We start from the raw sequence: 24,570 nt of genomic DNA, 5'->3' as shown, positions 1-24,570 counted from the left end.
AGGCAATCATTTTCAACAAGAGCCGCGAAATTTCAAAAATGCACAGAACGGGATAAGGTAGTTATTGTAGATATTTAGGAAGCGCCTCCCCGATGCTCAATTTGTCTTGAGGTCTCGGCAAGCCCAAGGAAGGCCCCGGAACCCAGATCCGAGATCTGCCAGGCGAAGACAGCCTCGGCGATATGGGCTAGATTGCGTGTGCCGGCAGCCTGCTTCGAGGGTGAGGCCCTCCAGGATCGGTGACGGCAGGGGGATCCGCATGACGGCAATTGCATCTCTGTTTCAGGAAGCCGCCCGCCTTGCGGCAGGATTCCGGCAGGCAGCGCCCGCCCGCCATATGCCCACCCATGACTACGCAGCCTCGCTTGCCTGTTTCGAAGAGCCGCTGCCGGCGGCCGGTTCCGATATGCTTGATGTCATCAGGCGTCTCTCGGACGGCGCCGAACCCGGGCTGCATGCAACCACTGGGCCGCGCTTTTTCGGCTGGGTCATCGGCGGCTCCCATCCGGTCGGCGTCGCGGCCGATTTCCTCACCAGCGCCTGGGGCCAGAATGCCGGAAACCATGCCGCCGCACCGGCCGCAGCCGCCGTCGAGACCGTCGCGGCGAGATGGCTTCTCGATCTCCTGAAGCTGCCGGCCGAAAGCTCGGTCGGCTTCGTCACCGGCGCGACGGTGGCGAACTTCACCTGCCTTGCCGCCGCGCGCGGCGAAGTGCTGCGCCAGGTGGGCTGGGATGCCGATGCCAACGGCCTGTTCGGGGCGCCTGAGATCACCGTTCTGATCGGCGACGATGCCCACACGACGGTATTCTCCGCGCTGCAATTCCTAGGTCTCGGCCATGATCGCGTGCTGCGCGTGCGCACCGATCCGGTAGGCCGGATAGACCGCGCCGCGCTGGCGGGCACGCTCGATACGGTCTCTGGACCGGTCATCGCCATTCTCCAGGCGGGGCAGATCAATACTGGCGCCTTCGACGATTTCGCTGCCATCATCCCGCTGTTGAGGGCGAAGCGCGCCTGGGTGCATGTCGACGGAGCCTTTGGTCTCTGGGCGCAGGCTTCAGCGAAGATCAGCCACCTCAGCCGCGGCATCGAAGCGGCCGACAGCTGGGCGACGGACGGCCACAAATGGCTGCAGACGCCCTATGATTGCGGCTATGCGATCGTCCGCAACGAGCTCGCCCATCGCCGCGCCATGACGATCGCCGCGAGCTATCTGCCGCTCGCCGGCGAAGGCGAACGCGATCCTTCCCATTACGTGCCCGAGCTTTCGAGAAGGGCGCGCGGCTTTGCCACTTGGGCGATGCTGAAACATCTCGGTCGCGACGGCATCGCCGCCCTTATCGATCAGTGCTGTGCCTCGGCTCGGCTGGTGGCCGACCTTCTTGCGCGCGAGCCCGGCATCGCCATTCTGAACGAGGTCGCGCTGAACCAGCTCGTCATCCGCTTCGGAGCGGACCTGCCCTCCGAAGAAGGCGACGCGCTGACGCGAAAGACGATCGAAAAGATTCAGGCGGACGGCATGATCTTCGCCGGCGGCGCCAAATGGCGCGGCCGCGACGTCCTGCGCCTCTCGGTCACCAATTTCCAGACGACATCGGATGAGGCGCAGCTCGCCGCCCAAAGCATCATCGCCGCGTTCAAGAGTGTGAGCGGCGGCTGACGCAACTACTGCCTTGGTTCGCCCGGGCACGGAATTGTGCTATCGCCGGCTCTGTTCACTTGAAGAGAGAAAACGTGAAAAACGTCCTGTTCGTCTGCAGTCAAAACAAGCTTCGCAGCCCGACGGCCGAACAGGTCTTCGCAAACTGGCCTGATATCGAGGTCTCCTCGGCCGGCACCAACAATGACGCCGAAAATCCGTTATCGAACGAACTGATCGAATGGGCCGATATCGTCTTCGTTATGGAGAAGGCTCACCGTGCGAAAGTCCAGGGCAAGTACCGGTCAGCTCTCAAGGACAAGCGGCTGGTCTGCCTTCATATTCCTGATGATTATGATTTCATGGATCCCGCGCTCGTGCAGCTGCTGAAGGCAAAGGTGCCTCGGCATCTCTAAGCTCGGTCATCCGACCGCAGAATCGCCGCCCCGAACAAGAAGGCGGGCGCGCCACTGGTGACAACTTGCGGCCAATCTGTAGGGCCGACAGTCAAACTTGTTGAGAGACATATTCCGGAAACTCGGCCGCACCGCGACTTAGGGCTTTCACCATCAACAGGCCGTCGTCGAAGTAGCCGTTTCTCGCGTAGAACTGGTGCGTACGCTCCCTGCCCAGCACCATGGCGATGCGGATCACCGCGCATTCAATCCGCTCCCCCTCCGCCTCGATCCACGCCATCATCTTGCCGCCGATGCCTTGACCGGAGAGCGCTGTCCACCACGACGTTATCCGCCTCGACATACTTGCCGCACCACAACTGAGTGCCGGTCCAGAAACCCGACGCACCCACCATCCGTTCGTCGATGTAGGCTGCTATGCAGCGGTAGTTGCTCTGTGCGAACATGGCTGAAAGTCGTTGGCAAACCACGGCCTCACTCAGGCGACTAACCTGGCTGTACAGCGGGAAAATTGTCATCGTCTGATCGAGGCCGACCAGCTCACGGATGATCACTTCGTCGGACAAAGCAGCCCCCTATACTCTCGATCGCATGATAGTGCACGCGAACTTGGTCATGATCCATAGGCGGGAACAACTTACAGTGGACGGCCTGTCTTCCCATTGTCACCCGCACCGCCTATAGCTCCCCGCCCATCCAGATCGAGCAAGGAGCAGAGCCATGAACGCCAATGATGTCGCCGCCCATTGGGAGAGCAATGCCGAGACCTGGACGATCTATAGCCGCGCCGGTTACGACAAGTATCGCGACGCGCTGAACACGCCGGCCTTTCTGAAGATGCTGCCGCCAGTCGCGGGCCTTGCCGGGCTTGATCTCGGCTGCGGTGAAGGCTCAAACACCCGCGCCGTCGCTCGCCTCGGCGCCCGCATGATCGGTCTCGACATCGCCCCGACCTTCATTCATTATGCCAGAGAGACCGAGACGCAAGCGCCGCTCGGCATTGATTACGTGCTCGGCGACGGCCAGAGCATCGATTTCCCGGAGGCGAGTTTCGATTTCGTCACCGCCTTCATGTCGATGATGGACATGGCCGATCAGAGCCAGGTTCTGAAGGGCATCCACCGCGTCCTGAAATCGGGCGGCTTCCTGCAGTTTTCGATCCTGCATCCCTGCTTTGTGCCGCCGACGCGCCGCAACATCCGCAATCAGGCCGGCGAGCCCGTCGCCGTTGAGATTGCCGATTATTTCGACGAGAGCGACGGCCGGGTCGAGCGCTGGATTTTTTCCGCCATCCCCGAGAAAGAACGGGCGACGCTGACGCCCTTTGCCATTCCGCGTTTTCACCGGACGCTGTCGACCTGGGTGTCGATGATCGTCGAAGCGGGGCTGACGATCGACGCTTTCGGCGAGCCCATGGCGTCAGTCGAGGTGGCGCTCGCCGAGCCAATGGTCGCCGATACCCGCATCGCGCCGATCTTCCTCCACATCAGGGCGCGCAAGGCGTAAGGCCTGTTTTCCCGCCGCCACCGAGGTTTGGAGGAGGCTGAGTTCTCACCCGGGTTCTCACCCAACATCATCGTCGCACGGCGACCACCGAGCTGGCGCGATAGCGCGACAGCTGGACCCGGTTGGATTGGTTGCCGCCGAATAGGTAGACGTACTGCCGGCGCTGGTCGATGTGATCGAACAGGCTCACATGAAAGCGCCGGCCGGTGCGGATCACCACGACATCCCCTCGCCTGGCGGAGCGGACACCGACCGGTTTGCCAAATTTCCTCCAGGACGCCGCCATGTTGGGGTTGGGCGGCGGTTGCCGCGAAGATCGCTTGGCGACAAAGGCCAGGAACGCCCCGCACCACGATACTCTGCGCGGATTGATGCTGAGGAAGGAGATGGAACGTTCGTGCATGCTTTTGTACTTGGATGCCGTAACGAGCATGTCTGCCTCACAGGGCACGGCAAGCGCCGTGAGGACGATGACGAGAATAACCTTCATAGTTACCCACCATTGTTTGTATAATGTTGAAATTCCAAAATGTGGCGAAGAATAAAACAGGCGCGGCAACGTAGATGCGAATTATGGCGTGATTTAGAAACAACTAATACTGGCATTTTGGCGGCAGAAATTTGTCCGAAGCGAGGCGCGGAAGCTCCGTAGGCGAGCCTGCCTTTTGGCCGGACACGACATCGCAAACCCCGAAAAACGTATGTTTGCTGAGCCGAAAGGCTGGAAATTTCGCCATCCCAACCAGGTCTATTCAGACGACACGGACTGCGCCCGCAATGCTTGAGCAGCAAAACCATTCGCCAAGAGTTGACGACAGTGCGCGGAATTAGCTCCTCACCTATACGAGCTATATTTCCTATGGCCGTTAATAATACTTCGGTGCAATAGGAAATACATTGTGCTCGCCCGATTCATCAGCGAAAGCCGGAGGTTGCCCCTCCGGTTGCGGACGTGAACGAGCTTAGGACAGCGGAGGCCGGCGTGGCGTGTCAACCGTGTGGTTGCGCCGGTTCGGGTTGGCCTGTGCCTGGGGCAGGATCAGCGGCAAGTGCCCTGGTGACCAGGAGTGCTGCGGCGAGAACAGGGACGACCGCCCAGTACGAAAAGCGGATGCCGAAGTGTTCGGCAACGAAACCGAGCAGTGGCGGCCCGGCGAAAAACACAAGGAACGTCGTCTGCCCGAGCGCTGCAACGTTGACGGGTGCGGGTCGATCCGTGCGTCGGGCCGCAGCCGAGATGGCAAGCGGATAGACTGAAGAGCAGCCGATACCTGTCAGGCCAAAGCCTGCGAGCGCGATAGCAGGGTGTGTCGCCGTAGCAACCATGACAACACCGATGGCCGCGATCCCAAGGAGAGTGATTGCAACCGGGCGCGGATTGAAGCGGTCGATGACAGGATCCATGCCGAGCCGCCCGATGGCGATGAACGAGGAGAAAATGGCCACGCTGAGCCCGCCGACGAAGGGTTCGACCGCGAATACGTCGCGCATATAGATCGCCGACCAATCGACGCTTGCGCCTTCGGCAAGAAGCGGAGCTGCGGCGACAAGGCAAAGGGGGAGCAGTCCGAGCGTGGGAAAAGCGATGATCGGCGTATCTCCGGGGTGAGCGTCCTGCCGTCGGGGCGCATTCTCGATCCCGGAGAAAACGATCGACCCGGCAATCAAGACCGTCACCAGGACGATGAAAGTATGCAGTTCGATGGAGACGGCAGCCTGCCGCATGCCGGCGGCAACAAGGGCGGTGATGCAGAAGCCGAGGCTCCACATGCCGTGAGCCCGGCTCATGATGCGGTACCCAAGCAGCGCCTCATGGCGATCGGTTTCGATATTGGCGTTGATCTCGAATGCTCCGGTGAAAACGCCGGCAATGAAGAACAATGGCACCGCCAGAAGAGCTGAAGGCATCCAAGGGATCAACGCGAAAAACAGCGACGCACCGAAGACGGTCACGAAGGCGGTGGCGCGCGCACCGAGCCTCTCGATGAACCTCACCGAGAACGTCAACCCGCAGAGAACCCCCGAGGACAGGACGGCGAGCAGAAGGCCAAGCTCGCCTTCCGTCAGGCTAAACTTGACCTGAAGATCAGGCAGCCGCGAAACAAACGCGCCTAACGAAAGGGCTACGGCAAACTGAATGAAGAAAATGCGGTGGTGCGGCTTCATCTCGACACTCTGCTCCGATTGGGGCGGGATCGCAGCAGAGCGATCCCGCAGATAGCCGGACTTTCCGACGAAATGGCGCGGGCTTAGAAACCCGCGCTCTCAGGATCATCAACCACCCTGCTGACAGCCCCTGTCAGCATCATGCAGCCGCCGCCGACTTCACGGGTGCTTGTCGGCCGCTGGTATTTCTGTGACGCGCAGCTGCTCCGTCCACGTCCACCTCCCCTCCCTCACAAAATTCGCACTCACCTCAATTTACTTGCCGTTTCGCGATCGGCATATGTTTGTGCCATAGGCAAGTGGCACGAGGGGAACTATGGCGTCGACGCATATAAACAATACGGGTGCACGTGCCGGCTGGAAGAGCTTTGTCGGACTGCTCGTCGGCGCGGTGATCGGCTTTGCCTTGATGCCAGGCATTGCCCAGGCGGAATCCTTTTCGAAGCTTGAAAAGCAGGGTTATGCCGTCGGGAAACTCACCAAAGGCAAGGCCGGCGGCTACGGCTGGGTCATCTCCAACAGCAATAAGCGGTTCTTCTGCCGGCTGAATGCCAGCCTGGCTTATGTCAGCAAAAAGGAGATGGTGAGCATCACGTCGTCAGGGCGCCTTATCAAGGTCGACCGTGCCACGTTCGAGGCAACGATCGGCGGCCCCGATCCGTCGATACCGCAATGGAGCGACCTTCAATCCGGCCGCGTCAAGCCTGATGACGTTGGGAGCTGCACGCCTGTTCGCTGATTGACCTCGAGCATGATGCCGAAAAGTGTGAGCGATTTTCGGACGACATCATGCTCTAACTATTTAATTTTAGAACAGGATTCAGATTTTAGGCCGAACAGGCCTAAAATCATCCTGTTCTGGAGTATCGCGGGAAGCGCGACAAGGTGTTTGGGATTTGTCCCGCTCCCCGAATTGAATACACAACGCTAGACCAGCTGAAGCAGGACGTGTCGCTTCTTGCCGACCGACAGCCGGATCACCCCGCCCTGGACGTCGAAGTCGCCAAGCCGCATTCCCTCATCGCTCACGCTGCCGCCGTTCACCCGCACACCGCCGCCGCCGATCAATCGACGTGCTTCGCTTTTCGACTTGGCGAGCCCGGCAACGACCATGGCGTCGACAAGCGGAAAATCACCGCGAAGGCTATCGGGGAGCTTCACCGTCGGAAGACCCGCCGGCACCTCGCCCGCTTCGAAGATGCGCCGGGAAGTTTCGGAAGCTTGTACTGCCGCATCGGCCCCGTGGCACAGGCTGGTGATCTGGTCGGCAAGGATCTTTTTCGCTTCGTTGATCTCGGAATCCCGAAGCACTTCGAGGCATGCAATTTCGCCTAGGGGTAACTCGGTGAATAGCCTGAGGAAACGCCCCACATCGGCATCCCCGGTGTTTCTCCAGAATTGCCAAAACTCATAGGGCGACAGCCGGTCGGCGTTTAGCCAAACCGCCCCCGAAACGCTCTTGCCCATCTTAGCGCCCGAGGATGTCGTCAGCAGCGGGGCAGTCAATCCAAACAGCGTGCGTCCACCGATCCGCCGTCCAAATTCGACGCCGCTAACAATATTGCCCCACTGGTCGGAGCCACCCAGTTGAAGCAGGCAGCCGCGGCTTTCTGCGAGCACATGGAAGTCGTAGGCTTGCATGACCATGTAGTTGAATTCCAGCAATGACAGCGATTGCTCTCGTTCCAACCGTTGGCGCACGCTCTCCGATGTAAGCATCCGGTTGACTGAAAAATGCGGCCCGATATCGCGGAGGAAATCGAGATAGTTGAGCCCGCCCAACCAGTCGGCATTATTGACCATGATGGCATCGGTCGGGCCGTCCCCGAAAGCGAGGAAGCGCTCGAAGACCAGCCGGATGCCGATCAGGTTTTTCATGATCTGCTCTTGGCTGAGAAAAGGACGCGACGTGTCGCGGAAGCTCGGATCGCCCAGGCGGCTTGTCGCACCGCCGAGCAACGCAATGGGTTTGTTACCCGTCTTCTGGAACCACCGGAGCATCATGATCGGAATGAGGTGCCCGACATGCAGGCTGTCGGCGGTGAGATCAAATCCGTTATAGGCGGTGCCTGCTCCTGAACAAAGCCAGCTGTCGAGTGCTCCTAAGTCGGTGCATTGATGCAGGAAGCCGCGCTCGCTCAAAGTGCGAAGAAAGTCGGATCTAGGTCCGGTAGGCTGAGAGGACAGTTTCACGAGGGTCTCCATTTGGGCCGATGAGGCCGGAGACCTTCTGTTGACACACGTGCCGCCGACCGTGCGGCGTCTCGAGTGTCAGGAATATGACCTTGCGCCGCTCTCTATGGGAGCAGCGAATAGTAGAAGCTCGAAAGGGTCCGGGCGCAGGTCATGAATCCTTATTACCATGCGAAAGCACAATCACAAGGGGATGCGAACAAGGTTTGAACGGATCGCAACGCCACCCTTCCCAGGCCCAGATCCGCCTGCGCCCGTCATAAAAAAATTAGCACCCGCATCAATTTGCTTGCCGTTCCGCAATGCGGCATATGTTTGTGCTCATAGGCAAATGGCATGAGCGGGGAACCATGACGTCGACGCATATGGATAAGACGGGGGATGGCGCCGGCCGGAAGGGTTTTGTCGGATTGGTCATCGGCGCGGTCGGCGTCGTCTATGGCGATATAGGTACCAGCCCGCTCTATGCCCTTCGCGAGGCGCTGAGGCCCTTCGCCGCCGATGGCGTACACGAAGCCGAGGTCATCGGCCTGATTTCGCTGATGGTCTGGACGCTGACGATCATCGTAACCTTCAAATATGTGCTCTTCCTTCTCAGGGCGGACAATGACGGCGAAGGCGGCACGCTTTCGCTTCTCGCCCTTTTGATGAAGAAGATGGGGCGAAACGTGCCGGTGCTCTTCTTCGCCGGCCTGATCGGCGCGGCTCTGTTCATCGGCGATGCGATGATCACGCCGGCCTTGTCGGTCATGTCGGCGCTAGAAGGCCTGAAACTGGTCACGCCGGCCTTTGCCGAATACGTCCCGCTGGCGTCGGCAGCGATCATGATCGTTCTCTTTGCCGTCCAGTCGAAGGGAACCGCCGCCGTTTCGATCTTTTTCGGGCCGATAACGGTGTTGTGGTTTCTGGCCATGGCCGCGGGCGGCCTGATCCATATCGGCGACGACTGGAGGATTCTGGAAGCGCTCAATCCGATCAATGCATTCCTGTTCCTCACCCATGCCGGCAGCGTCGGCCTCATCGTGCTCGGTGCCGTCTTTCTGACGGTCACCGGCGCCGAAGCGCTCTATGCCGATCTCGGGCATTTTGGGCGCCGGCCAATCCAGATAGCATGGTTCGTGCTCGTCTTTCCGGCATTGCTGCTGAATTATCTCGGCCAAGGCGCGCTGGTTCTTAGCCATCCCGAGACGGCTACAAATCCGTTCTTTCTGATGTATCCCGACTGGGCCTTGCTGCCGGTGGTTATCCTGGCGACGATGGCAACGATCATCGCCAGCCAGGCGGTGATAACAGGGGCATTTTCGCTGGCCCGCTCGGCGGTTCACCTCGGCTTCCTGCCGAGGCTCAGGATCAAGTTCACGTCGGAAACCAACACCGGCCAGATCTACGTGCCGAGCGTCAATCTTCTCCTGCTGGTCGGCGTCTTGATGCTGATCTTTTCCTTCGGCGACTCCGAGTCTCTGGCGACGGCCTATGGCATCTCGGTGACCGGAACCATGGTCATCTCGACCCTGCTGGTCTTCCAGTTTCTCCGAGCCGTCTGGGGCTACTCCCTCGTGCTCGCCGCCGTCCTGCTGCTACCGCTCTTCATCATCGAAGTCCTGTTCCTGGCGGCGAACCTCTTGAAGATCCACGATGGCGGCTGGGTTCCGGTCGCCCTTGCGCTGGCGATCATGATCCTGATGTGGACATGGACGCGAGGACAGGCCTATCTGAAGAGACTGCGCGCCAACAACGAGATCCCACTCGATTCCTTCATCAGATCGATCGAGCGAAAGTCGGACCATTCGCCGGTCACTGTTCCGGGAACGGCAGTCTTCCTGACCAGCGTCCCGGATCGCACGCCGAATGTTCTGCTCCACAATCTCAAGCACAACCACGTGCTCCACGAACAGAACGTCATCCTGACCGTCTGGACCGAGGACGAACCTTATGTTCCCGACAGCCGCCGCATCAAGCTCAGCCAGCTCTCGCCGCGTTTCGTGCGCCTCGACATCACCTTCGGCTTCATGGACGACCCCGACGTCACCAGGGCATTGGCTCTCTGCCGGGAGGGCGGCTTCAAGTTCGAGATCATGAGGACCTCCTTCTATCTCGGCCGCCGGAACCTCGTCAGGACGCCGAACACCGGGTTGCCCCCCTGGCAGGAGCGCATATTCATGGCGCTGGAGGGCTTAGCGATCGATCCCTCCGACTATTTCAACCTGCCGTCCAACCGCGTCGTCGAACTCGGCGAACAGATCGCCATTTAGGTCAGGACACCGCTCGGCGGCGACATCAGGATCGCGCCGGTATCAGCCTCGATATCGCAATGCGTTGACGATGATGTCGAAAGCGCGAGGCGCTGAACATCACGCCTTGGCTGAGATCGCGCTCAGTTCCTCGAGATCGAGATCCCGTTCCAGCTCCCGTAGCGTCTCGTCATCGATGTCGCCGGCCCGGTGGAGCCGGATGAGTTCCCGGCGTCCAATTGCCACCGCTTCGAGAATGACGTCGAAATGCGCATGCAGCACCGGCATGTATTGCTCGGTTTTCTCGGCATAGTCGACGATCGACGTGGCCCGGCGCTGGTAGCGCTCCAGCAATTGCGGGTGGATGAGTTTTCCCTCCGCGTCATAGGCCAGGCTCTGGACGATCCCGAACTGCGCCTGCGCCATGGCGGCTTCGGCCTGGCTCATCGTCAGGCGCGCTCTTTCCGACTCCGGCTCCACCAACCGCGCCCAGGCAATCACCCGCCCCAATGTCGTGCCCTGCACCAGCACGGTTCCGAGAATGACGGCGAAGGCCGTCACGAGGATGAAGTCGCGGCCGGGAAATCCTTCCGGCAAGCTCAGCGCCAAAGCAAGCGTCACCACGCCGCGCACGCCCGCCCAGCTGAGAACGGTGGCGCCGCCGACGCCGAGCGGCGCGGCGCGTGTGAACCCCAGGGCAGTGCATAACCTGATGACGAAATCGGCGGCGAAGACCCAGGCAAAACGCGCGAGCACGAGCGCCACGAGGATCGCCAGCATCGGCAATCCCATGGTCGCGATCACGGTGGCAAAGCCGCCGCCGCGTTCGACCACATCCCGGAGCGACAGCCCGATCAGGATGAACACCGCCGCTTCCATCAGGAAGATCATCACCGTCCAGAACGAGATGCCGCGCATGCGCATTGCGGCTGAAAGCACGGTGTGCTGGTGCCAGCTCATGATCAGGCCGGCGGTAACCGTGGCGATGACGCCGGAAACATGCAGTTGCTCGCCGAGCAGATAGGCAATCCAGCCGAGCAGCACCGAGGCTGCGATGATGAGATATTCGTCGCCGAGACGCCGGACGAGTTTGACCCATGCCGTTCCCACAACGATGCCGACGACGGCGCCGCCGAGCGCCAGCACGAGGAAGCTGCCGGCCGCCGCCCCCGCGCTGAAGGCGCCCGTTGCGGCAGCGGCAACGGCAAAGCGGAAGAGAACCAGGCCGCTGGCATCGTTGAGCAGGCTCTCGCCTTCCAGCAGAATCTGAAGCCGCCGCGGCAGCCTGACCCGCTGCAGCACAGCGCGCGCCGCAACCGCATCAGGCGGCGCAACGATCGCGCCAAGGGCAGCGCACGCCGCCCAGGGAAGCGACGGAAAGATGAGGTGGGCCACAACGGCGACGACCGCGCAGGTGAAGAACACCGCGCCGACGGCAAGCGAGGCGATGCCGATCACATGTCGCCGCAACCGCCCGGCGGCAATGGACCAGGCGCCGTCCATCAACAGCGGCGGCAGGAAGATGACCAGCACCAGCCCGGGATCAATTGATATCGCCGGCAGCCCCGGCACGAACGCCAGCGAAGCGCCACCGGTCAGCAACGCCACGGACGGCGGCAGCCCGAGCCTGTGGGCGGCATAATGCAGCGCGATGATCGCCAGAAACATCGCGATAACGAGCTCGAACAAGTGGGTTGGTTCCATATGCCTCTGCCCCGGCTCGGAAACGAATCTTGGATGCCTACGGCATTCTTCCTTAAATCGAAATCGATCTAGGGAAGATCGAAATCGATCTAGGGAAGAATGCAGCAATTCAAAGTGTTACAGCGTTCTTGCACATCTGAACAGACGCGTGGCGCTGCAAACGCCGCCGGCCTGGCAACGGCCGGAGACAATTTTCGCTTTGTGCTATCAACGCTAGGTCTACACCTAGCGATTCCTTCAGAGCTAGCCGTATTGAGCTTGCTTGGAACCGCCCTCACCTCAATCACACCTCAATGACCCGCCCGGCACATGCCATGTGGCGACGCTGAATCTCCGCGCGCCATTTGAGTTGCGCCTGATCGCATTAAGGAGGATTCTGCCTGGCACCGCGATGCCAGGTTCGGTCTCGGCTGACCTCAGCCATGGCGACGATATACGGCGACTTCGGCTTGTCCAAGCCGCAAACGTCTTTCGCGGCTCATTCCGACTTGCGTGATCTAGATCTGAGACATCTGGCCCAAAAGGGCGTCAACGCCGACCCGAAGGGGCGTCAACAGGGAGGTTCGTCATGAAAATCGTTCTTATCGGCGGCACTGGGCTCATCGGGTCCAAGACCGCGGCGCGTCTGCGCGTTAAAGGCCACGAGGTGCTGGCTGTCTCGCCAAGCACCGGCGTCAATACCATCACCGGCGAGGGCCTGGCAGAAGCGCTGGCTGGCGCCAACGTCGTCGTCGACCTTGCAAACTCACCGTCGTGGGAAGACAAGGCGGTCCTCGATTTCTTCGAAACCTCGGGCCGCAATCTGCTCGCTGCGGAAGCCAAGGCCGGCGTCAAGCACCACATTGCGCTCTCCATCGTCGGAACGGAGCGCCTGCCTGAAAACGGCTACTTCCGGGCCAAACTCGCCCAGGAGAAACTCATCAAGGCATCGCCCATCCCCTACACGATCGTCCACTCCACCCAATTCCTCGAATTCCTGAAGGGCATCGCCGACGAAGCCACCATCGGCACCGTCGCGCGTCTTTCTCCCGCAGCTTTCCAGCCCATCGCATCGGACGACGTTGCCGATGTGATGGCGGATGTCGCGCTTTCAAAGCCGCTTAACGGCACAATCGAGATTGCCGGACCTGAGCGCGGCCCCATGCACGAGATCGTTGCCCGGTATCTGAAAGCGATCAACGATCCGAGGAGGGTCGAGGCAGACGTTCATGCGCGCTACTTCGGGTCTGAACTGGACGATCGCTCGCTTGTGCCCGGCGAGGGCGCGAGGCTCGGCAAGATCGGCCTTGTGGATTGGTTTCGACAGTCCCAACGGCCGACCTAGATCAAGGCATCAAAACCCACATCCGCATTCAACGAGCAGAAGGATTACGGCAATGAATTCAGCTTTGTTATCGTTATATGTGTCGGCTACGGTTTGCCTTTTCGGCACTTTGGCGGTTGCTGCCGAAGACGGCGCAGCCGTCACACCGCTCATGAAAAAGGATCTTCCGAATTACCCCGGCAAGCAAGGGCTGATGATATCGGTCGAGTATGGGCCGGGAGGTTCCTCGCCTATTCACAAACATGAGGCGAATGCATTCGTCTACGTTCTGGAGGGCTCGATCGTGATGCAGGTCAAAGGCGAAAAGGAAGTCACCCTATCGCCGGGAGAGACCTTTTACGAAGGTCCTTCCGACATTCACCTGGTCAGCCGCAATGCGAGCACGTCCAAACCGGCGAAGTTCATCGTCGTGCTGCTGAAGAAGAAAGACGCTCCGGTTGTCATGCCGGTGAAGTGACATGCAGATGCTCTGGCTTGTCCCGAGCATCTGCAGACCGCGCAGCAGATCCTCGGCGCAAGGCCGAGGATGACGTCGAGTAAAGAGCGAGGTTATCGGCGACCACCGAGGCGTCCTTGGCAGCCAAGGCGTCCACATCGCAGTTCGGCACAACAGATGGAGCAAGCAGATGAAAATTACGGTCATGGGAGCGAGCGGGCGCATCGGAACGCGGCTCGTCGAGGATCTTCGACAGGCAGGTATCGAAGTGGTCAGCGCATCCCCGTCTCTCACAGGAGTCGACAGCGTGACGGGAGAAGGCCTGAGGTCAGCCATAGCAGGAGCCGACGTCGTCATCGACGTCACCAACGCCGCGTCATTTGGCGACAGCTCCGCGCTGGCGTTTTTCAAGGCCTCCACCCGGAATCTGCTGGCGGCTTCCGCGGATGCAGGCGTCGGCCACTATATCGCGCTTTCCGTGGTGGGAACGCCTCGCCTTGTCGAAAGCGATTATTTCCACGCCAAGATGGTGCAGGAAAATCTCATCCGGGCAGCGCGGCGGCCCTATACCATCCTCCATTCCACGCAATTCTTCGAGTTCATCGGCGGCGTGGTCGACATGGCGGCAGATGGAGACGGCTTCCGGCTTCCCTCGGCGTCCATACAGCCCATAGCGGCCGACAACGTTGCTGAAATCCTGGCCGAACTGGCGATGGGAGCAGCAAGGAATGACACGATAGAGATCTGCGGGCCCGAGCAATTCGGCCTCGACGAAATTGCCCGCATGCACCTCACCGCAAACGAAGACACACGCCAGGTTATGACCGACGACAGCGCGCGCTACTATGGCGTCGAACTGAACGACAACACATTGCTTCCGCGCAAGGGGGTACGGGCGGGTTCGCTGCGATACACCGACTGGCTGTCTATGTCAGACTGATCGTTGACGCTCGAGGAAATGCCTGCTTCACCGACGCTCCCGGCTTCGATCTCCGGAGCAAGGGCCGCAGGAAAGGAAGATCCTGTGGCTCGCGGTCAGCGACGATACCGCCGCCAGAACCACCGGTGGCTACTGGTATCACCGCGAACGGCACAGGCCCGCCGCCGACGTTCCGGACCCGGCCTTCCAGGACCAGCTCATGGACAAGCTCGATGAGCTGACAGGCATAAAGCTTCTCTGCTCAGATTTAATTGGAATTTTCGGTTTACCCTCCTTAGATCCTGCGTCTTGAAGCGAAGGAAGACAGATGAAGAGGCGAACCCTTGTGCTTGGAGGTGCGGCCATTGTCGCATCATCCGTGGCGGCGGTAGCGATCTGGCCGCGGCGGCATGTCACTGTTGCCGCCAGGACATTCGACTGGAAGGGAACGGATTTCGTAAGCGGCGGCACAAAGTCGGTTACCTTGGAAAAACTGCCTGAGCCGCTCTTCCGTACCCGTCCGAATTGCGTCGTGACCGTCGCGCAGACCCTCGGCCCCTGCCATGTCAACAATGTCCCGGCTCGTCAGGACATCTCAGAAGGAACGGCCGGGCTGCCTTTGCGGTTGGCCGTTCGGCTCGTCCAAGCAACCGACTGCCGGCCGATCGAAAATGCCGATATCGAAATCTGGCATACCGATCATCGCGGCATCTATTCCGGCCGCGAGGCTGCTGAGATGTGCACCTTCGGCGATGCCGAGGCGATCAGCGGGCTCGCCTTCCGCGGCCGCCAGCTGACGAATGCCAAGGGGCAGGCAAGCTTTTTGACGGCCTATCCCGGATGGTACAAGGGCCGCACGCCGCATGTTCATTGCCGCATCCTCGTCGAGGGCAAGGAGCTTCTCGTCAGCCAGATCTATTTCGACGATGTGCTGAGCGACATCATCTACGGCGAGCATCCCGACTATCTCGGGCGCCCTGCCCGCGATACGCGCAACGACGAGGACGGCCTCATCCCGGAGGATGCCGCCGACCACATGTTCGATTTCGAAAAGCTCGACAGCGGCGTGCTGTCCGCCACCATTACGATCGGCCTCGCTGCCTGAGCGAAGGAGCTTCCTGCACCCTCGTCGGTCGGGGCACCCCGCCTATATGCCCGCATACCATTCATAACCGCGATCCTCCCAGAAGCCGCCATTGCCGCCGTAGAGCTGGCCGAGATCGGCGACGGCTTCGATGCCGGTCAGATATTTTGCCTGCTTGTAGCCGAGCTGGCGCTCGACCCGGAGCCGGAGCGGCGCGCCATGGGCGACTTCGAGATCGCGGCCGTTCATGGTGTGGGCAAGGATCGTCTGGGGGTGGAACGCATCGACGAGATCGATGCTTTCGTAATACCAGCCGCTGCCGTCGAGCGTCTTTTCATATTCGTCGGCGCAGTGGAAGACGATGTAGCGGGCTTCGGGTTTCAGGCCCGCCGCCTGCAGCAGCGCGCCGAGCGGCACGCCGGTCCATTTGCCGATCGCGCTCCAGCCCTCGACGCAGTCATGCCTTGTGATCTGCGTGCGGGCCGGCAGGGCTTTCAGCTCCGCCAGCGACAATTGCATCGGCTTGTCGACCAGCCCGCCGACCTCGAGCTTCCAACTCGAAAACCGCTGGTTCATCCAGTCGATATAGCGGGCATTGTCGGGCATGCTCGTGCCGTTGGCGCGGAAGGTCGGCGAGATATCGGCTTCGGTGAATTCGCGGGCGAGCGCGTCGTCGCCGAGCAGGAAGCGCTGCGTCTTCATGCTGAGGCCTTCGGCGATCTTCAACACCGATTTCGTCCGATCGTTTTCGACGAGGGCATCGCAGCCGGCGAGCCCCAGCGCTGATGCCGTCATGGTCGCGCCGATCAGGAAGCGACGCCTGGTGATGATGCGGCTCATGACTTTCCTCCCTGCCCGATGTCGTAATAACCGGTGACCATCGAACGCAAATTGTTGAACACGCCCGAGACCAGCACCATCGCCACATGCACGGCGACGAAGGCGACGAGCGAGAAGGCGGTCAGGAAATGCAGCGTGCGGGCCGATTGCCGGCCGCCGAACAGATCGAGCAGCCAGGGCGCGACCGCGTTGAAGCCCGGCGACATGGTAAGCCCTGTCCCGATCATCAGCGGCAACAGCACGAAGATCACGGCGACATAGGCGAGTTTCTGCAGCGTATTGTAGTGGCGGGCCTCGGCCCCCTTGGGAAAGCGCAGCCGGGCATGACTGACGATCTCATGGCCGAGATGCGAAGGCTTCAGCTCTTCGGCCGCCGGCAGCAGATCGCGGCGGAAATGCCGGCTGACGAAACCATAGGCGAGATAGATGAAGCCGTTGATGACGAACAGCCAGGCAAAGAAGAAATGCCAGCGCCGGCCCGATGCCAGATCCTGGTAGCTCGGCAAGGTTAGCCAGTTCGGAAAGCCGCGCACCGCGGCCTCGCCGTCGACATTCGAAACCCCGAGAATGCCCGTCGTATCGAAGCTCAATCCGCCCAAGTGCGTCACGCCCTTCAGCGCATCGCCTTCCTGTTCGGCCACCATGGAAATGAAGGACGGATCGTTGTCGGCACCGTACTGGCCCCAATAGAGCGCCGGATGGGCGTTGAATATCTGCAGGCCGCTGTACAGCAGCGCTGTCATGCACAGCACGTTTACCCAGTGCGACAGGCGCACCAGCAGGCCATGGCGGTAGAAGAGCGTGCGTCCGCTCGCCATGCCGGCATCGGTCGTGGCCATTGTAGTTCCTCCGGATCGACATGAAAGGTCTTCGCGAAAAAGGACGCGGCCGCCGGCCAAATAGCTTCAGCGACCGCGGCTAAAGCTTACTTCATCGCGTCGCAGGCCTTCATCATCGTGTCCTTCTTCATCGTGTCCTTCTCCATGCCGGCATTGTGCATGCAGTCGGCCTTGGTGCTGCCGGTCGCCATTGCGTCCTTCGACATTGCATCCTTGGACATGGTGTCCTTCGACATCGTGTCGGTCTTCATGCTGTCTTTCTTCATGGCATCGCTGCTCTGGGCGCTGGCGGCGCCGGCAAGCGACAGGCCGATGACGAAGGTGCAGGCGGCAAGGCTGGAAAGGATCTTGGTCATGAGGGTCTCCTCGGATCGATTGACATGTCCGCCGGCACCCGCCGACGGCTCACAGTCCTGAATTCGATCCCCTTGCCAAGGCGGTTACAGCCTCACGCTTATGTGATAGCGCTACAGCGCCGCACGTCTTTTGGAGACGCGCAAGGGACGCTGTACACTTTGAATTGCCGCCGGAAGATTTTTGAACCCACCTGTAACCAAAGCGTCATCCACCCGAATGATATTGCAGACGACATGACGAGCGCCCATTCGGAACAAGCACTGAAGATGCTGATGCTTCTTTCCCTCGACGGGGACGAGGCAGCCTATCGGCGTCTGCTCGTGACGTTGCGAACCCTGCTCGTCGGTTATTATGGCGGGCGGATCGGCACTACGGCGAAATCCGACACGGAAGATCTCGTGCAGGAGACGTTGCTGGCGCTGCATTCGCGCCGGGCGACCTATGACAGGGAGCGGCCATTCACCGCGTGGTTCTTCTCGATTGCCCGCTACAAGCTGATCGACCACCACCGGAAGCATGGCGGCCGGTACAAGGCGGAAATAGAACTGGACGAGGAGATCGAAGACGACTTCAGGGAGGATGCGATTGCAGCGCGCATGGATGTCGAACGGCTGTTGAACGGCCTGCCGCAGCACCAGCAGGAGCTGATCCGTCAGGTCAAGCTCGAGGGGCAGTCGGTGGCCGATACCGCCAGCCGCACCGGACAGTCGGAATCGGCGGTCAAGGTCGGCGTTCACAGGGGCATCAAGGCGCTGGCGGCAAGATTGCGAGGTGGGATGTGAGAGAGACTGAGGACCTGATCGACAGCCTTGTCCGGAATCTGAAGCCGGTGCCGAGACATGCGCTCGAACGCCGCTTCGTGCTCGCCATCCTGCCTGCTCTGGCAGTCTCGCTGCTGCTGATGCTTATCGTCCTCGGCCTTCGCACCGACATGGCGCAGGCGCTGATGTTGCCGGTCTTCTGGATCAAGTCCGCCTACAATGCCCTGCTTGCAGTCGCCGCCTTCGCAGCCGTTTACCGCCTGTCCCGGCCGGATGGCACGGAGGGGCGCTTTTTCGGGATTGCCGCGGCCATCATACTTACCCTCGCCGTCCTGGCGGTCATTCAGCTCACTTTGTCGCCGGCCGCAAGCTACCCCGTGCTGGTGCTCGGCTCCTCCGCCCTGCATTGCCCACTGCTGATCTTTGCCTTTGCCATGCCGATCCTGATCGCAAATACCTGGGTTCTCCGTGGCGGCGCCCCGAGCAACCTCGGCATCACTGGCTTCATCGCCGGCATTGCCGCCGGCGCATCCGGCGCCTGGGTCTATTCCTGGTTCTGCACGGAAAACGGCCTGCCCTTCGTCACCCTCTGGTATTCGCTCGGCATCCTCTTGACCGGCGGAATCGGCGCGCTGTTCGGCCCCCGCCTCCTGCGCTGGTAGCACAGGCTGTTTGCGGCACTGCGCCACTAAACCTTCATCCGGCATGAAACCAGATGCAGCATTCCTGCGTACTAGTCAGGGGTGGGTGAGTATTGCGTACCCCCTGGATCGGAAAACACAGGCAGCGAGGAATGACGGCATGGTCAGGAAAGAAGGCGTAGCCCACCTCACCCGGCAAGCCGCGGAACAGGGGCTGGCCAGGCTGATGATGAGGCTGCCTGCGACGCGGGCAACGATCAGAGCAGTTGCGGCGAGCCAGCCCCATTTTTACGAATTATGCGGCGCCTACGGCGAAGCCTGCGCCGTCCTCGATCGCATGCGTCGGGATAGATCGGCCGATCCCGCAATCATCACCGAATACGAGATCATCTGCGCGGAAATCGAAGTCGACGTCATCAGGATCTTGCTCGGCGATCAATGAGACTTCGCAAGTGCTGGGCGGAATGCCGCCGCGATACAACGCCATTTCCTGCCGGCATCCCTGTCAGCTCAGCAGGTCATCCACATGGATGGAGATGCTCAGCGTATCCGTGTCGAAATGTAGCGAAGTCCCATCGGAGATCTTGTAGTGGAAGGTGTCGCTCACGTCTCCGCTAAGTCCGGCGAGCTTTGCCGCGTCGGCCGTATAGGTGTAATCGCCGTCACTGTCGACATGGATGGAGCCGTATTGGCCGGTCAGCGTCACGCCGTCCTTGTCGACGAATTCGCCCTCGAAGCGGCGAAGCAGCAGGGTTCCATTGGCCGAGCTGTCGTTTTCGAGGAGATTGCCGTAATGGGCGCCATCCAGATCGGAGGAGATTTTCAGGCTGTCATGGGTTGCGACAAGCGCCGGCGCCGTGTCCGTGTGCGTCGTATCGCCGACCGCGAGACTATCGCTGCTCGCAAGCATCGTCGCCTGGGCCTCGTCGAGCGTCGTGTTGTTGCTGACGGGGAAGGTGTTCGCGGCGATGATGGCGGGAGATATGCTGTAGGGCTTGACATCGCTGGCGATAACATTGTCGTGGAAGGAGCCGGATGCCGGCCTGTCGACCTTCAGCGCTGCCTGCGTCAGGTCGTCGAAGACGTTGTTGTGGATCTCGATACCCTCGCGAACGTAACTGGTCGTGCCGGCGGCGCTGACCACCACGCCCCATGCGCCGTCATGGATATAGTTGCCCGATATATCGTAGTCCCGCGTATTGCCCTGGTCGCCGAGACCGATGGCGTAGGACCAGCTGTAGCCGCCATAGCCTGAAATATCGTTGTCGTGGATAGCGACGTTAGTGCCGGCTTGTGCGCCGATCCCGAAGCCGCCACCGATAATCGCGTTGTCCTCGACCACGGCATTTACAGACCGAACGAGCGCGATGACGCCCTTCGGCGTAGCGGCGCCCGTCTGGTCGAGGTAATTGCCGCTGATCACGATATTGCTGCTGTCGTTCATCTGGACGGCATCTGCCGCGGTGCCGTGGGCATTGGTGACGGTGTTGTTGAGAAAATTGACGCCGTTGACTTTTTCGATCCAGACGCCGTCGCCGTTGACGTCGTTGATCGTGCTGTTTTCGATGGTGATGTTCGAGCCGGTCCTGAAGGTGATCGAACCTGACTTGCCCGCCAGTCCGGTGTGATCGACCTCGACGTTGCGGACCGTCCAGTTCGAAACACTGCCGCCATAGATGGCCGCGCCGCCGGTGTCGGAGATCTTGATATTCTCGATGACGATGTTCGATGCATAGAGGCTGTGGATGCCGTCGTTGGGGCTATGGATGACCGGCGCATCGCCGACACCATAACTGCCGATAGTAATCGGAGCCGCAACGCTGCCGGAGTATTTAAGGTCAAGCTGGTCGTTGAACACGCTTCCGGCGGCAAGCAGCACGCTGTCGCCCGACTGCAGTTTCAAGTTTTCTACCGCCCAGAACGACGAAAACGGCGTGTCCTCGCTCGTTCCATTGTTGCTGTTGGAGCCTATCGCTGGATTCACATAATAGATTGCCATATCGCCTTGTTCTCGAATTGCCCGCGCAGCCGTCTGAATCGGCTGCGACGCGTGGATCGGATGCGGTCGGGGCTAAAGGCCATGTCAAAAGGCCTTCGATATTGCCCTCACGACGGTTGGCAGACCCTGTGGGCCTACCTTGGTCCCGAGAACGCCTGGCGGAGGCGGTATTCTGGAGATGACAACTTATACGAAAACAATCTACTAAATAACGACCGAAAGGTGAATGAACGATAATCGTACGCCTCGGCGACGTATGGTCGCAGAGGTGAGACGTCCTGTTTCAGGTCAGTCGCAAGCCGGAAAGGTTGAGGCCGTATTGCAGCCCCTTACCCTCACCCGGCGGCAGCCGGGTGAGGGACACTGCGGAGCCATTTGATGGCGAGGGCAACGCTTCCCCGGGGGGAGTCCACGCCTCCCCGGAAGGAACGCCTCCCGGCATAGCGCCGGCTCCCGGCACACTCACCTCAGCTCAGCAAGCCATCCAGATGGATGAAGACGGTCAGCGTATCCCCGTCGCTATGATGCGAGCTTCCATCGTTGATCCCGTAGCTGAATGACTCGCTCACATGTCCGCTATGGTCAGGGAGCTTCGTTTCATCGAGCGTGTAGGCATAGTTGCCTTCGCGGTCCACGTGGATCTCACCATATTCGCCGGTCAGCGTCAGGCCGTGCTTGCCGACGGTTTCGTCCCCGAAACGCCGAAGCACCAGGGTGTCATTGTCCGAGCTATCGTTTTCGAGGAGATTGCCGCGATGGGCGTCGCCCGTATCGGTGAAGATCTTCAAATTGTCATGGACAGCGACAACCGCCGGATCCGCGGAGGCCTCCATCACTGCCGCAGTCTTCGCAACCGGGCTTGCCAGCGCCGTCTCGACATTGGCGACCGTATGGTTGCCTTTGACCGTAAAGGTATGCGCGTCGGCAATGGCAGGCGATATGCTGGTGGCCTTGGTGCCGGTCTCGATCGTATTGTTGGTGAAGGAGCCGGATGCCGGCCTGTCGACCTTCAGCGCCGCCTGCGAGAGGTCGTCGAAGACGTTGTCGTGAACCTTGATATTCGTGCGGCTATAGCTGGCACCGATGGGCCCGCTGACGGCAACGCCCCACGCGCCGTCATGAATATGGTTGCCTGAAATATCATAGTCCCGCGCATTGCCCTGGTCGCCGAGACCGACGGCGAAGGACCAGCTGTAACCGTGATATCCGGATATGTCGTTGTCGCGGATGGCAACGTTCTTGCCCGCCTGCGCGCTGATGCCGAAGCCGCCGCCGGTGATCACATTGTCCTCGACAACCGCATTGGTGGGCCTGACGAGCGCGATGACGCCCTTGGGGCTGCTGGCATGCGTCTGGTCGAGATGATTGCCCTTGATCAGAATGTTGCTGCTGTCGTTCATCTGCACGGCATCGGCCGTCGAGCCGCTCGCGCTGGTGACGGTGTTGTTGAGAAGCTTGACGCCGGCGACCTTTTCGATCCAGAAGCCGTCGCCTTTGACGCCCGATATCTTGCTGTCTTCGACCGTGACATTCTTGCTGCTCCGGAAGGTGACGGCGCCTGCGTTTTCCGACAATCCCGTCTTGGCGATCTCGACGTCGCGGACCGTCCAGTTCGTGACACTGCCGCCATAGATGCCCGAACCGCCGGTATTCGATATCTTCAGGTTCTCGATGACGATGTTCGAGGCATAGAGACTGTGGATGCCGTCGCCGCTGCTGTGGATGACGGGTGCCGCACCCGCCCCGTAACTGCCGATCTTGATCGGCGCAGTCTCGCTGCCGGAATATTTGATATCGAACTGCTCGTTGAACACGCTCCCTTTGGCAAGAAGCACGCTGTCGCCGGGTTTCAGTTTCAAGGATTCCACTTTGGACAAAGTCGCAAAAGCCGAATTCTGGCCCGTTCCACCGTTGCGGTCGGAGCCAGTCGCTGAGTTCACATAGTAGACTGTCATATCGCCATGTTGCCCTGTTCGTCGGATCGCTAATGTCGCCGCCGGCATCGCCCAGGATCGGCCGATCGGATGCGGCGGGGGCAACCGGCCATGGCAAGAAGGCGATAAGATGTTGTCAATGGGGCAGCGGGCGAGTTCGCGCGCCTCATTCCACAGGCAATTGCCTGGTGTGACCAAAGTTACAACTTGGGCCGAGAAATCGGCGACTTCGAGGTGAATAAATCGCGGCGTGTTTGCGCGAGGCATACGTCGCCTTCGGTCTGTGCGCCATGTGATTCTTGCCTTCGCTTCCGCTCAGGGGGGGAGGAGCGCCAGCGACGAACGCCTTGAGCGTAAGCGAAAGGCGCACTCCAAGGTGAAACCCTACCCCTCGCCCTCAAAGCCGAGGTCAGCGGCAACCATGTCGCAGCGATGGCGAGACTTCAGGCCCTACAGCGCCGCGCGTCTTTTCAGACGCGCAAAGGACGCTGTAGCACTTTGAATTGCTGCATAATTTTATCCTTAAATCGATCCCGATTTAAGGAATTATGCAGTAGCCGCTTCGGCCTTGATCTTCGGCTTCAGCAGGATGATGAGAAGCAAGCCGGCGATGATGAGTGCCGCGCCTTCGAGGTGATAGCGTTGCAACTGCTCGCCGAGGATCAGATAGGCGAGCACGGCTATGAAGATGGTCTGAATGTAGAGGAGGACGCCCGCCCGAGCCGCGCCCAGTGCCTCGATGCTGCGATTGAAGAGGTAGTACATGACCGCCCCGCCGGGGATCGCGACATAGGCGAGCGCGATCAGCCCGCTGCCGTTGAGCGTCGAGCGCTCGTCTGAGAATAGCTCGAACAGGTAGAAGGGCAGCGCCGTCAGCACCGCCGCACCGAGCAGCATCACCAGGAGCGCAAGGCGATTCATGTCGAATTTCGCGCGGCGGAGCAGGACGGTATAAAGACTGAAACAGAACGCGCCGGCGACGATCCACAGTTCACCCCGGTTGAAGTCGAGCCGCATCAGCGCGGCCGGACTGCCCTTGATAATGATGACCACGATCCCGAGAAAGGCCAAGATCGATCCGATCACCTGCCAGCGTCCCATCGGCTCGGCCAGCATCAAACGGGCAAGGATCATGGTGATGATCGGGATCAGGGCGATGATGATGCCCGCGGTGGTGGCATCGGCATGTTCCAGCCCAACAAAAATCATGCCCTGGCAGATCGCCAGTCCCACACCGCCGATGAGAAGCAGTTCGAGGGCGCGAGCCCGCGCGAGCGCGACCATCTCGGCGAAATGCCGGCGCACGATCGGCATCAGGATCGCGAAGGCGATCAGCACGCGCCAGAAGCAGAGCGCCCAGGGCGGCATTTCTGAAGAGACCCATTTCGCAGCGATATAGACGCCGGCCGACAGCAGCCAGCAGAAAATGCCGACGGAATAGGCGGCGGCAAGCGAACTGCCCCCCGCCTGTTCCGTCCCGACCGTGTCGCGATGGACCGCCAAGACATTCATTGCCATGGTTCAGTTATGCCACAATTTCCATGGGCTGCACAGATGAGGCGGCGGCGCTCCGCCTGA

24 protein-coding genes are annotated in these 24,570 nt (G+C 60.5%); 12 read left to right on the top strand and 12 right to left on the bottom strand.

The features are described 5' to 3' along the window. Positions 1 to 259: 259 nt before the first annotated feature. Together FFM53_RS22950 and FFM53_RS22945 are read left to right on the top strand one after the other, a co-directional pair. Positions 260 to 1,663 carry a pyridoxal phosphate-dependent decarboxylase family protein gene (locus tag FFM53_RS22950; RefSeq protein WP_138387353.1) on the top strand — a complete coding sequence of 468 codons (1,404 nt, stop codon included), beginning with the start codon at positions 260 to 262 and terminating at the stop codon, positions 1,661 to 1,663. Between the two features lie 74 nt (positions 1,664 to 1,737). Next, positions 1,738 to 2,058, top strand: coding sequence for a low molecular weight protein tyrosine phosphatase family protein (locus FFM53_RS22945; protein WP_138387352.1), 321 nt, complete (start codon positions 1,738 to 1,740; stop codon positions 2,056 to 2,058). Positions 2,059 to 2,149: 91 nt separating this feature from the next. Here FFM53_RS22945 and FFM53_RS36465 read toward each other — a convergent pair whose 3' ends face one another. Together FFM53_RS36465 and FFM53_RS22940 are read right to left on the bottom strand one after the other, a co-directional pair. After that, positions 2,150 to 2,338, bottom strand: coding sequence for a hypothetical protein (locus tag FFM53_RS36465; protein WP_246413049.1), 189 nt, complete (start codon positions 2,336 to 2,338; stop codon positions 2,150 to 2,152). Further along, positions 2,304 to 2,624, bottom strand: a complete 321-nt coding sequence (locus FFM53_RS22940; RefSeq protein WP_246413047.1) for a hypothetical protein — start codon at positions 2,622 to 2,624, stop codon at positions 2,304 to 2,306. Before FFM53_RS22940 ends, FFM53_RS36465 begins: the two co-directional genes overlap by 35 nt. Positions 2,625 to 2,778: 154 nt before the next feature. Between FFM53_RS22940 and FFM53_RS22935 the strand changes: the two genes are divergently transcribed. Then, on the top strand, positions 2,779 to 3,564 hold the full coding sequence (locus tag FFM53_RS22935) for a class I SAM-dependent methyltransferase (RefSeq protein ID WP_138387351.1): 786 nt from the start codon (positions 2,779 to 2,781) through the stop codon (positions 3,562 to 3,564). Between the two features lie 67 nt (positions 3,565 to 3,631). On the opposite strand, the gene FFM53_RS22930 is transcribed toward FFM53_RS22935, so the two are convergent. Beyond that, positions 3,632 to 4,054 (bottom strand): TIGR02594 family protein, encoded by a 423-nt coding sequence (locus tag FFM53_RS22930; protein ID WP_138334759.1) that lies wholly within the window; start codon positions 4,052 to 4,054, stop codon positions 3,632 to 3,634. A 500-nt stretch (positions 4,055 to 4,554) separates the two neighbouring features. Then, positions 4,555 to 5,730, bottom strand: a complete 1,176-nt coding sequence (locus tag FFM53_RS22925; protein WP_138387350.1) for an MFS transporter — start codon at positions 5,728 to 5,730, stop codon at positions 4,555 to 4,557. Between the two features lie 316 nt (positions 5,731 to 6,046). On the opposite strand from FFM53_RS22925, the gene FFM53_RS22920 reads away from it, so the two are divergent. Next, on the top strand, positions 6,047 to 6,469 hold the full coding sequence (locus FFM53_RS22920; protein WP_138387349.1) for a hypothetical protein: 423 nt from the start codon (positions 6,047 to 6,049) through the stop codon (positions 6,467 to 6,469). 188 nt (positions 6,470 to 6,657) lie between these two features. Here FFM53_RS22920 and tyrS read toward each other — a convergent pair whose 3' ends face one another. Next, positions 6,658 to 7,923: a tyrosine--tRNA ligase gene (gene tyrS, locus FFM53_RS22915; RefSeq protein ID WP_173883631.1), complete on the bottom strand. Its 1,266-nt coding sequence runs from the start codon at positions 7,921 to 7,923 to the stop codon at positions 6,658 to 6,660. Between the two features lie 350 nt (positions 7,924 to 8,273). Between tyrS and FFM53_RS22910 the strand changes: the two genes are divergently transcribed. Continuing rightward, the gene (locus FFM53_RS22910) at positions 8,274 to 10,175 is read left to right on the top strand and encodes a potassium transporter Kup (RefSeq protein WP_138387347.1); all 1,902 of its coding nucleotides are present in this window, start codon (positions 8,274 to 8,276) and stop codon (positions 10,173 to 10,175) included. A gap of 99 nt (positions 10,176 to 10,274) precedes the next feature. On the opposite strand, the gene FFM53_RS22905 is transcribed toward FFM53_RS22910, so the two are convergent. Continuing rightward, a complete protein-coding gene (locus tag FFM53_RS22905; protein WP_138387346.1) occupies positions 10,275 to 11,858 on the bottom strand; it encodes a Na+/H+ antiporter in 1,584 nt (527 codons plus the stop codon). A gap of 568 nt (positions 11,859 to 12,426) precedes the next feature. Between FFM53_RS22905 and FFM53_RS22900 the strand changes: the two genes are divergently transcribed. The 4 genes from FFM53_RS22900 to FFM53_RS22885 all read left to right on the top strand — a co-directional run bounded on the left by FFM53_RS22900 (position 12,427) and on the right by FFM53_RS22885 (position 15,642). Then, entirely contained in the window at positions 12,427 to 13,182 is a 756-nt protein-coding gene (locus FFM53_RS22900; protein ID WP_138387345.1) for an SDR family oxidoreductase, read from the top strand. Between the two features lie 52 nt (positions 13,183 to 13,234). Next, positions 13,235 to 13,639, top strand: a complete 405-nt coding sequence (locus FFM53_RS22895; protein ID WP_173883630.1) for a cupin domain-containing protein — start codon at positions 13,235 to 13,237, stop codon at positions 13,637 to 13,639. Between the two features lie 169 nt (positions 13,640 to 13,808). Then, on the top strand, positions 13,809 to 14,558 hold the full coding sequence (locus tag FFM53_RS22890) for an SDR family oxidoreductase (RefSeq protein ID WP_138387344.1): 750 nt from the start codon (positions 13,809 to 13,811) through the stop codon (positions 14,556 to 14,558). Positions 14,559 to 14,865: 307 nt separating this feature from the next. Next, positions 14,866 to 15,642, top strand: a complete 777-nt coding sequence (locus FFM53_RS22885) for a dioxygenase family protein (protein ID WP_138387343.1) — start codon at positions 14,866 to 14,868, stop codon at positions 15,640 to 15,642. A 42-nt stretch (positions 15,643 to 15,684) separates the two neighbouring features. On the opposite strand, the gene FFM53_RS22880 is transcribed toward FFM53_RS22885, so the two are convergent. The 3 genes from FFM53_RS22880 to FFM53_RS22870 form a co-directional block, all read right to left on the bottom strand. Next, positions 15,685 to 16,461 carry a molybdopterin-binding protein gene (locus FFM53_RS22880; protein ID WP_138387342.1) on the bottom strand — a complete coding sequence of 259 codons (777 nt, stop codon included), beginning with the start codon at positions 16,459 to 16,461 and terminating at the stop codon, positions 15,685 to 15,687. Continuing rightward, complete coding sequence (locus tag FFM53_RS22875; RefSeq protein WP_138387341.1) at positions 16,458 to 17,300, bottom strand: cytochrome b/b6 domain-containing protein; 843 nt, start codon at positions 17,298 to 17,300, stop codon at positions 16,458 to 16,460. The genes FFM53_RS22880 and FFM53_RS22875 overlap by 4 nt, the downstream gene beginning before the upstream one ends. An 86-nt stretch (positions 17,301 to 17,386) precedes the next feature. After that, a complete protein-coding gene (locus FFM53_RS22870; protein ID WP_138387340.1) occupies positions 17,387 to 17,656 on the bottom strand; it encodes a pentapeptide MXKDX repeat protein in 270 nt (89 codons plus the stop codon). Between the two features lie 234 nt (positions 17,657 to 17,890). On the opposite strand from FFM53_RS22870, the gene FFM53_RS22865 reads away from it, so the two are divergent. The 3 genes from FFM53_RS22865 to FFM53_RS22855 all read left to right on the top strand — a co-directional run bounded on the left by FFM53_RS22865 (position 17,891) and on the right by FFM53_RS22855 (position 19,501). Continuing rightward, complete coding sequence (locus FFM53_RS22865) at positions 17,891 to 18,439, top strand: sigma-70 family RNA polymerase sigma factor (protein ID WP_017961002.1); 549 nt, start codon at positions 17,891 to 17,893, stop codon at positions 18,437 to 18,439. After that, entirely contained in the window at positions 18,436 to 19,080 is a 645-nt protein-coding gene (locus FFM53_RS22860; RefSeq protein WP_138387339.1) for an NrsF family protein, read from the top strand. The genes FFM53_RS22865 and FFM53_RS22860 overlap by 4 nt, the downstream gene beginning before the upstream one ends. A gap of 139 nt (positions 19,081 to 19,219) precedes the next feature. Then, a complete protein-coding gene (locus FFM53_RS22855) occupies positions 19,220 to 19,501 on the top strand; it encodes a hypothetical protein (protein WP_025395071.1) in 282 nt (93 codons plus the stop codon). A 63-nt stretch (positions 19,502 to 19,564) separates the two neighbouring features. Here the strand turns inward: FFM53_RS22855 and FFM53_RS22850 are convergent, their stop codons facing one another. The 3 genes from FFM53_RS22850 to FFM53_RS22840 form a co-directional block, all read right to left on the bottom strand. After that, positions 19,565 to 21,058, bottom strand: a complete 1,494-nt coding sequence (locus tag FFM53_RS22850; protein WP_138387338.1) for a right-handed parallel beta-helix repeat-containing protein — start codon at positions 21,056 to 21,058, stop codon at positions 19,565 to 19,567. A 467-nt stretch (positions 21,059 to 21,525) separates the two neighbouring features. Beyond that, positions 21,526 to 23,013 carry a right-handed parallel beta-helix repeat-containing protein gene (locus tag FFM53_RS22845; RefSeq protein WP_138387337.1) on the bottom strand — a complete coding sequence of 496 codons (1,488 nt, stop codon included), beginning with the start codon at positions 23,011 to 23,013 and terminating at the stop codon, positions 21,526 to 21,528. Between the two features lie 525 nt (positions 23,014 to 23,538). Then, on the bottom strand, positions 23,539 to 24,510 hold the full coding sequence (locus FFM53_RS22840; protein WP_138334777.1) for a DMT family transporter: 972 nt from the start codon (positions 24,508 to 24,510) through the stop codon (positions 23,539 to 23,541). Positions 24,511 to 24,570 lie beyond the last annotated feature (60 nt).

The sequence above is a fragment of the Rhizobium indicum genome, from assembly GCF_005862305.2.
GTDB classification, from domain to species: Bacteria; Pseudomonadota; Alphaproteobacteria; order Rhizobiales; family Rhizobiaceae; genus Rhizobium; species Rhizobium indicum.
This window is presented reverse-complemented; position numbering and strand designations above follow the sequence as displayed.

What these genes read in the sequence shown, in the direction of transcription:
- FFM53_RS22890 (WP_138387344.1), top strand. Translation starts at nt 13,809, where the DNA reads ATGAAAATTACGGTCATGGGAGCGAGCGGGCGCATCGGAACGCGGCTC.
- FFM53_RS22895 (WP_173883630.1), top strand. Translation starts at nt 13,235, where the DNA reads ATGAATTCAGCTTTGTTATCGTTATATGTGTCGGCTACGGTTTGCCTT.
- FFM53_RS22865 (WP_017961002.1), top strand. Translation starts at nt 17,891, where the DNA reads ATGACGAGCGCCCATTCGGAACAAGCACTGAAGATGCTGATGCTTCTT.
- FFM53_RS22870 (WP_138387340.1), bottom strand. Translation starts at nt 17,656, where the DNA reads ATGACCAAGATCCTTTCCAGCCTTGCCGCCTGCACCTTCGTCATCGGC.
- FFM53_RS22905 (WP_138387346.1), bottom strand. Translation starts at nt 11,858, where the DNA reads ATGGAACCAACCCACTTGTTCGAGCTCGTTATCGCGATGTTTCTGGCG.
- FFM53_RS22880 (WP_138387342.1), bottom strand. Translation starts at nt 16,461, where the DNA reads ATGAGCCGCATCATCACCAGGCGTCGCTTCCTGATCGGCGCGACCATG.
- FFM53_RS36465 (WP_246413049.1), bottom strand. Translation starts at nt 2,338, where the DNA reads ATGGCGTGGATCGAGGCGGAGGGGGAGCGGATTGAATGCGCGGTGATC.
- FFM53_RS22845 (WP_138387337.1), bottom strand. Translation starts at nt 23,013, where the DNA reads ATGACAGTCTACTATGTGAACTCAGCGACTGGCTCCGACCGCAACGGT.
- FFM53_RS22840 (WP_138334777.1), bottom strand. Translation starts at nt 24,510, where the DNA reads ATGGCAATGAATGTCTTGGCGGTCCATCGCGACACGGTCGGGACGGAA.
- FFM53_RS22910 (WP_138387347.1), top strand. Translation starts at nt 8,274, where the DNA reads ATGACGTCGACGCATATGGATAAGACGGGGGATGGCGCCGGCCGGAAG.
- FFM53_RS22855 (WP_025395071.1), top strand. Translation starts at nt 19,220, where the DNA reads ATGGTCAGGAAAGAAGGCGTAGCCCACCTCACCCGGCAAGCCGCGGAA.
- FFM53_RS22920 (WP_138387349.1), top strand. Translation starts at nt 6,047, where the DNA reads ATGGCGTCGACGCATATAAACAATACGGGTGCACGTGCCGGCTGGAAG.
- FFM53_RS22885 (WP_138387343.1), top strand. Translation starts at nt 14,866, where the DNA reads ATGAAGAGGCGAACCCTTGTGCTTGGAGGTGCGGCCATTGTCGCATCA.
- FFM53_RS22875 (WP_138387341.1), bottom strand. Translation starts at nt 17,300, where the DNA reads ATGGCCACGACCGATGCCGGCATGGCGAGCGGACGCACGCTCTTCTAC.
- FFM53_RS22930 (WP_138334759.1), bottom strand. Translation starts at nt 4,054, where the DNA reads ATGAAGGTTATTCTCGTCATCGTCCTCACGGCGCTTGCCGTGCCCTGT.
- FFM53_RS22900 (WP_138387345.1), top strand. Translation starts at nt 12,427, where the DNA reads ATGAAAATCGTTCTTATCGGCGGCACTGGGCTCATCGGGTCCAAGACC.
- FFM53_RS22925 (WP_138387350.1), bottom strand. Translation starts at nt 5,730, where the DNA reads ATGAAGCCGCACCACCGCATTTTCTTCATTCAGTTTGCCGTAGCCCTT.
- FFM53_RS22850 (WP_138387338.1), bottom strand. Translation starts at nt 21,058, where the DNA reads ATGGCAATCTATTATGTGAATCCAGCGATAGGCTCCAACAGCAACAAT.
- FFM53_RS22950 (WP_138387353.1), top strand. Translation starts at nt 260, where the DNA reads ATGACGGCAATTGCATCTCTGTTTCAGGAAGCCGCCCGCCTTGCGGCA.
- FFM53_RS22935 (WP_138387351.1), top strand. Translation starts at nt 2,779, where the DNA reads ATGAACGCCAATGATGTCGCCGCCCATTGGGAGAGCAATGCCGAGACC.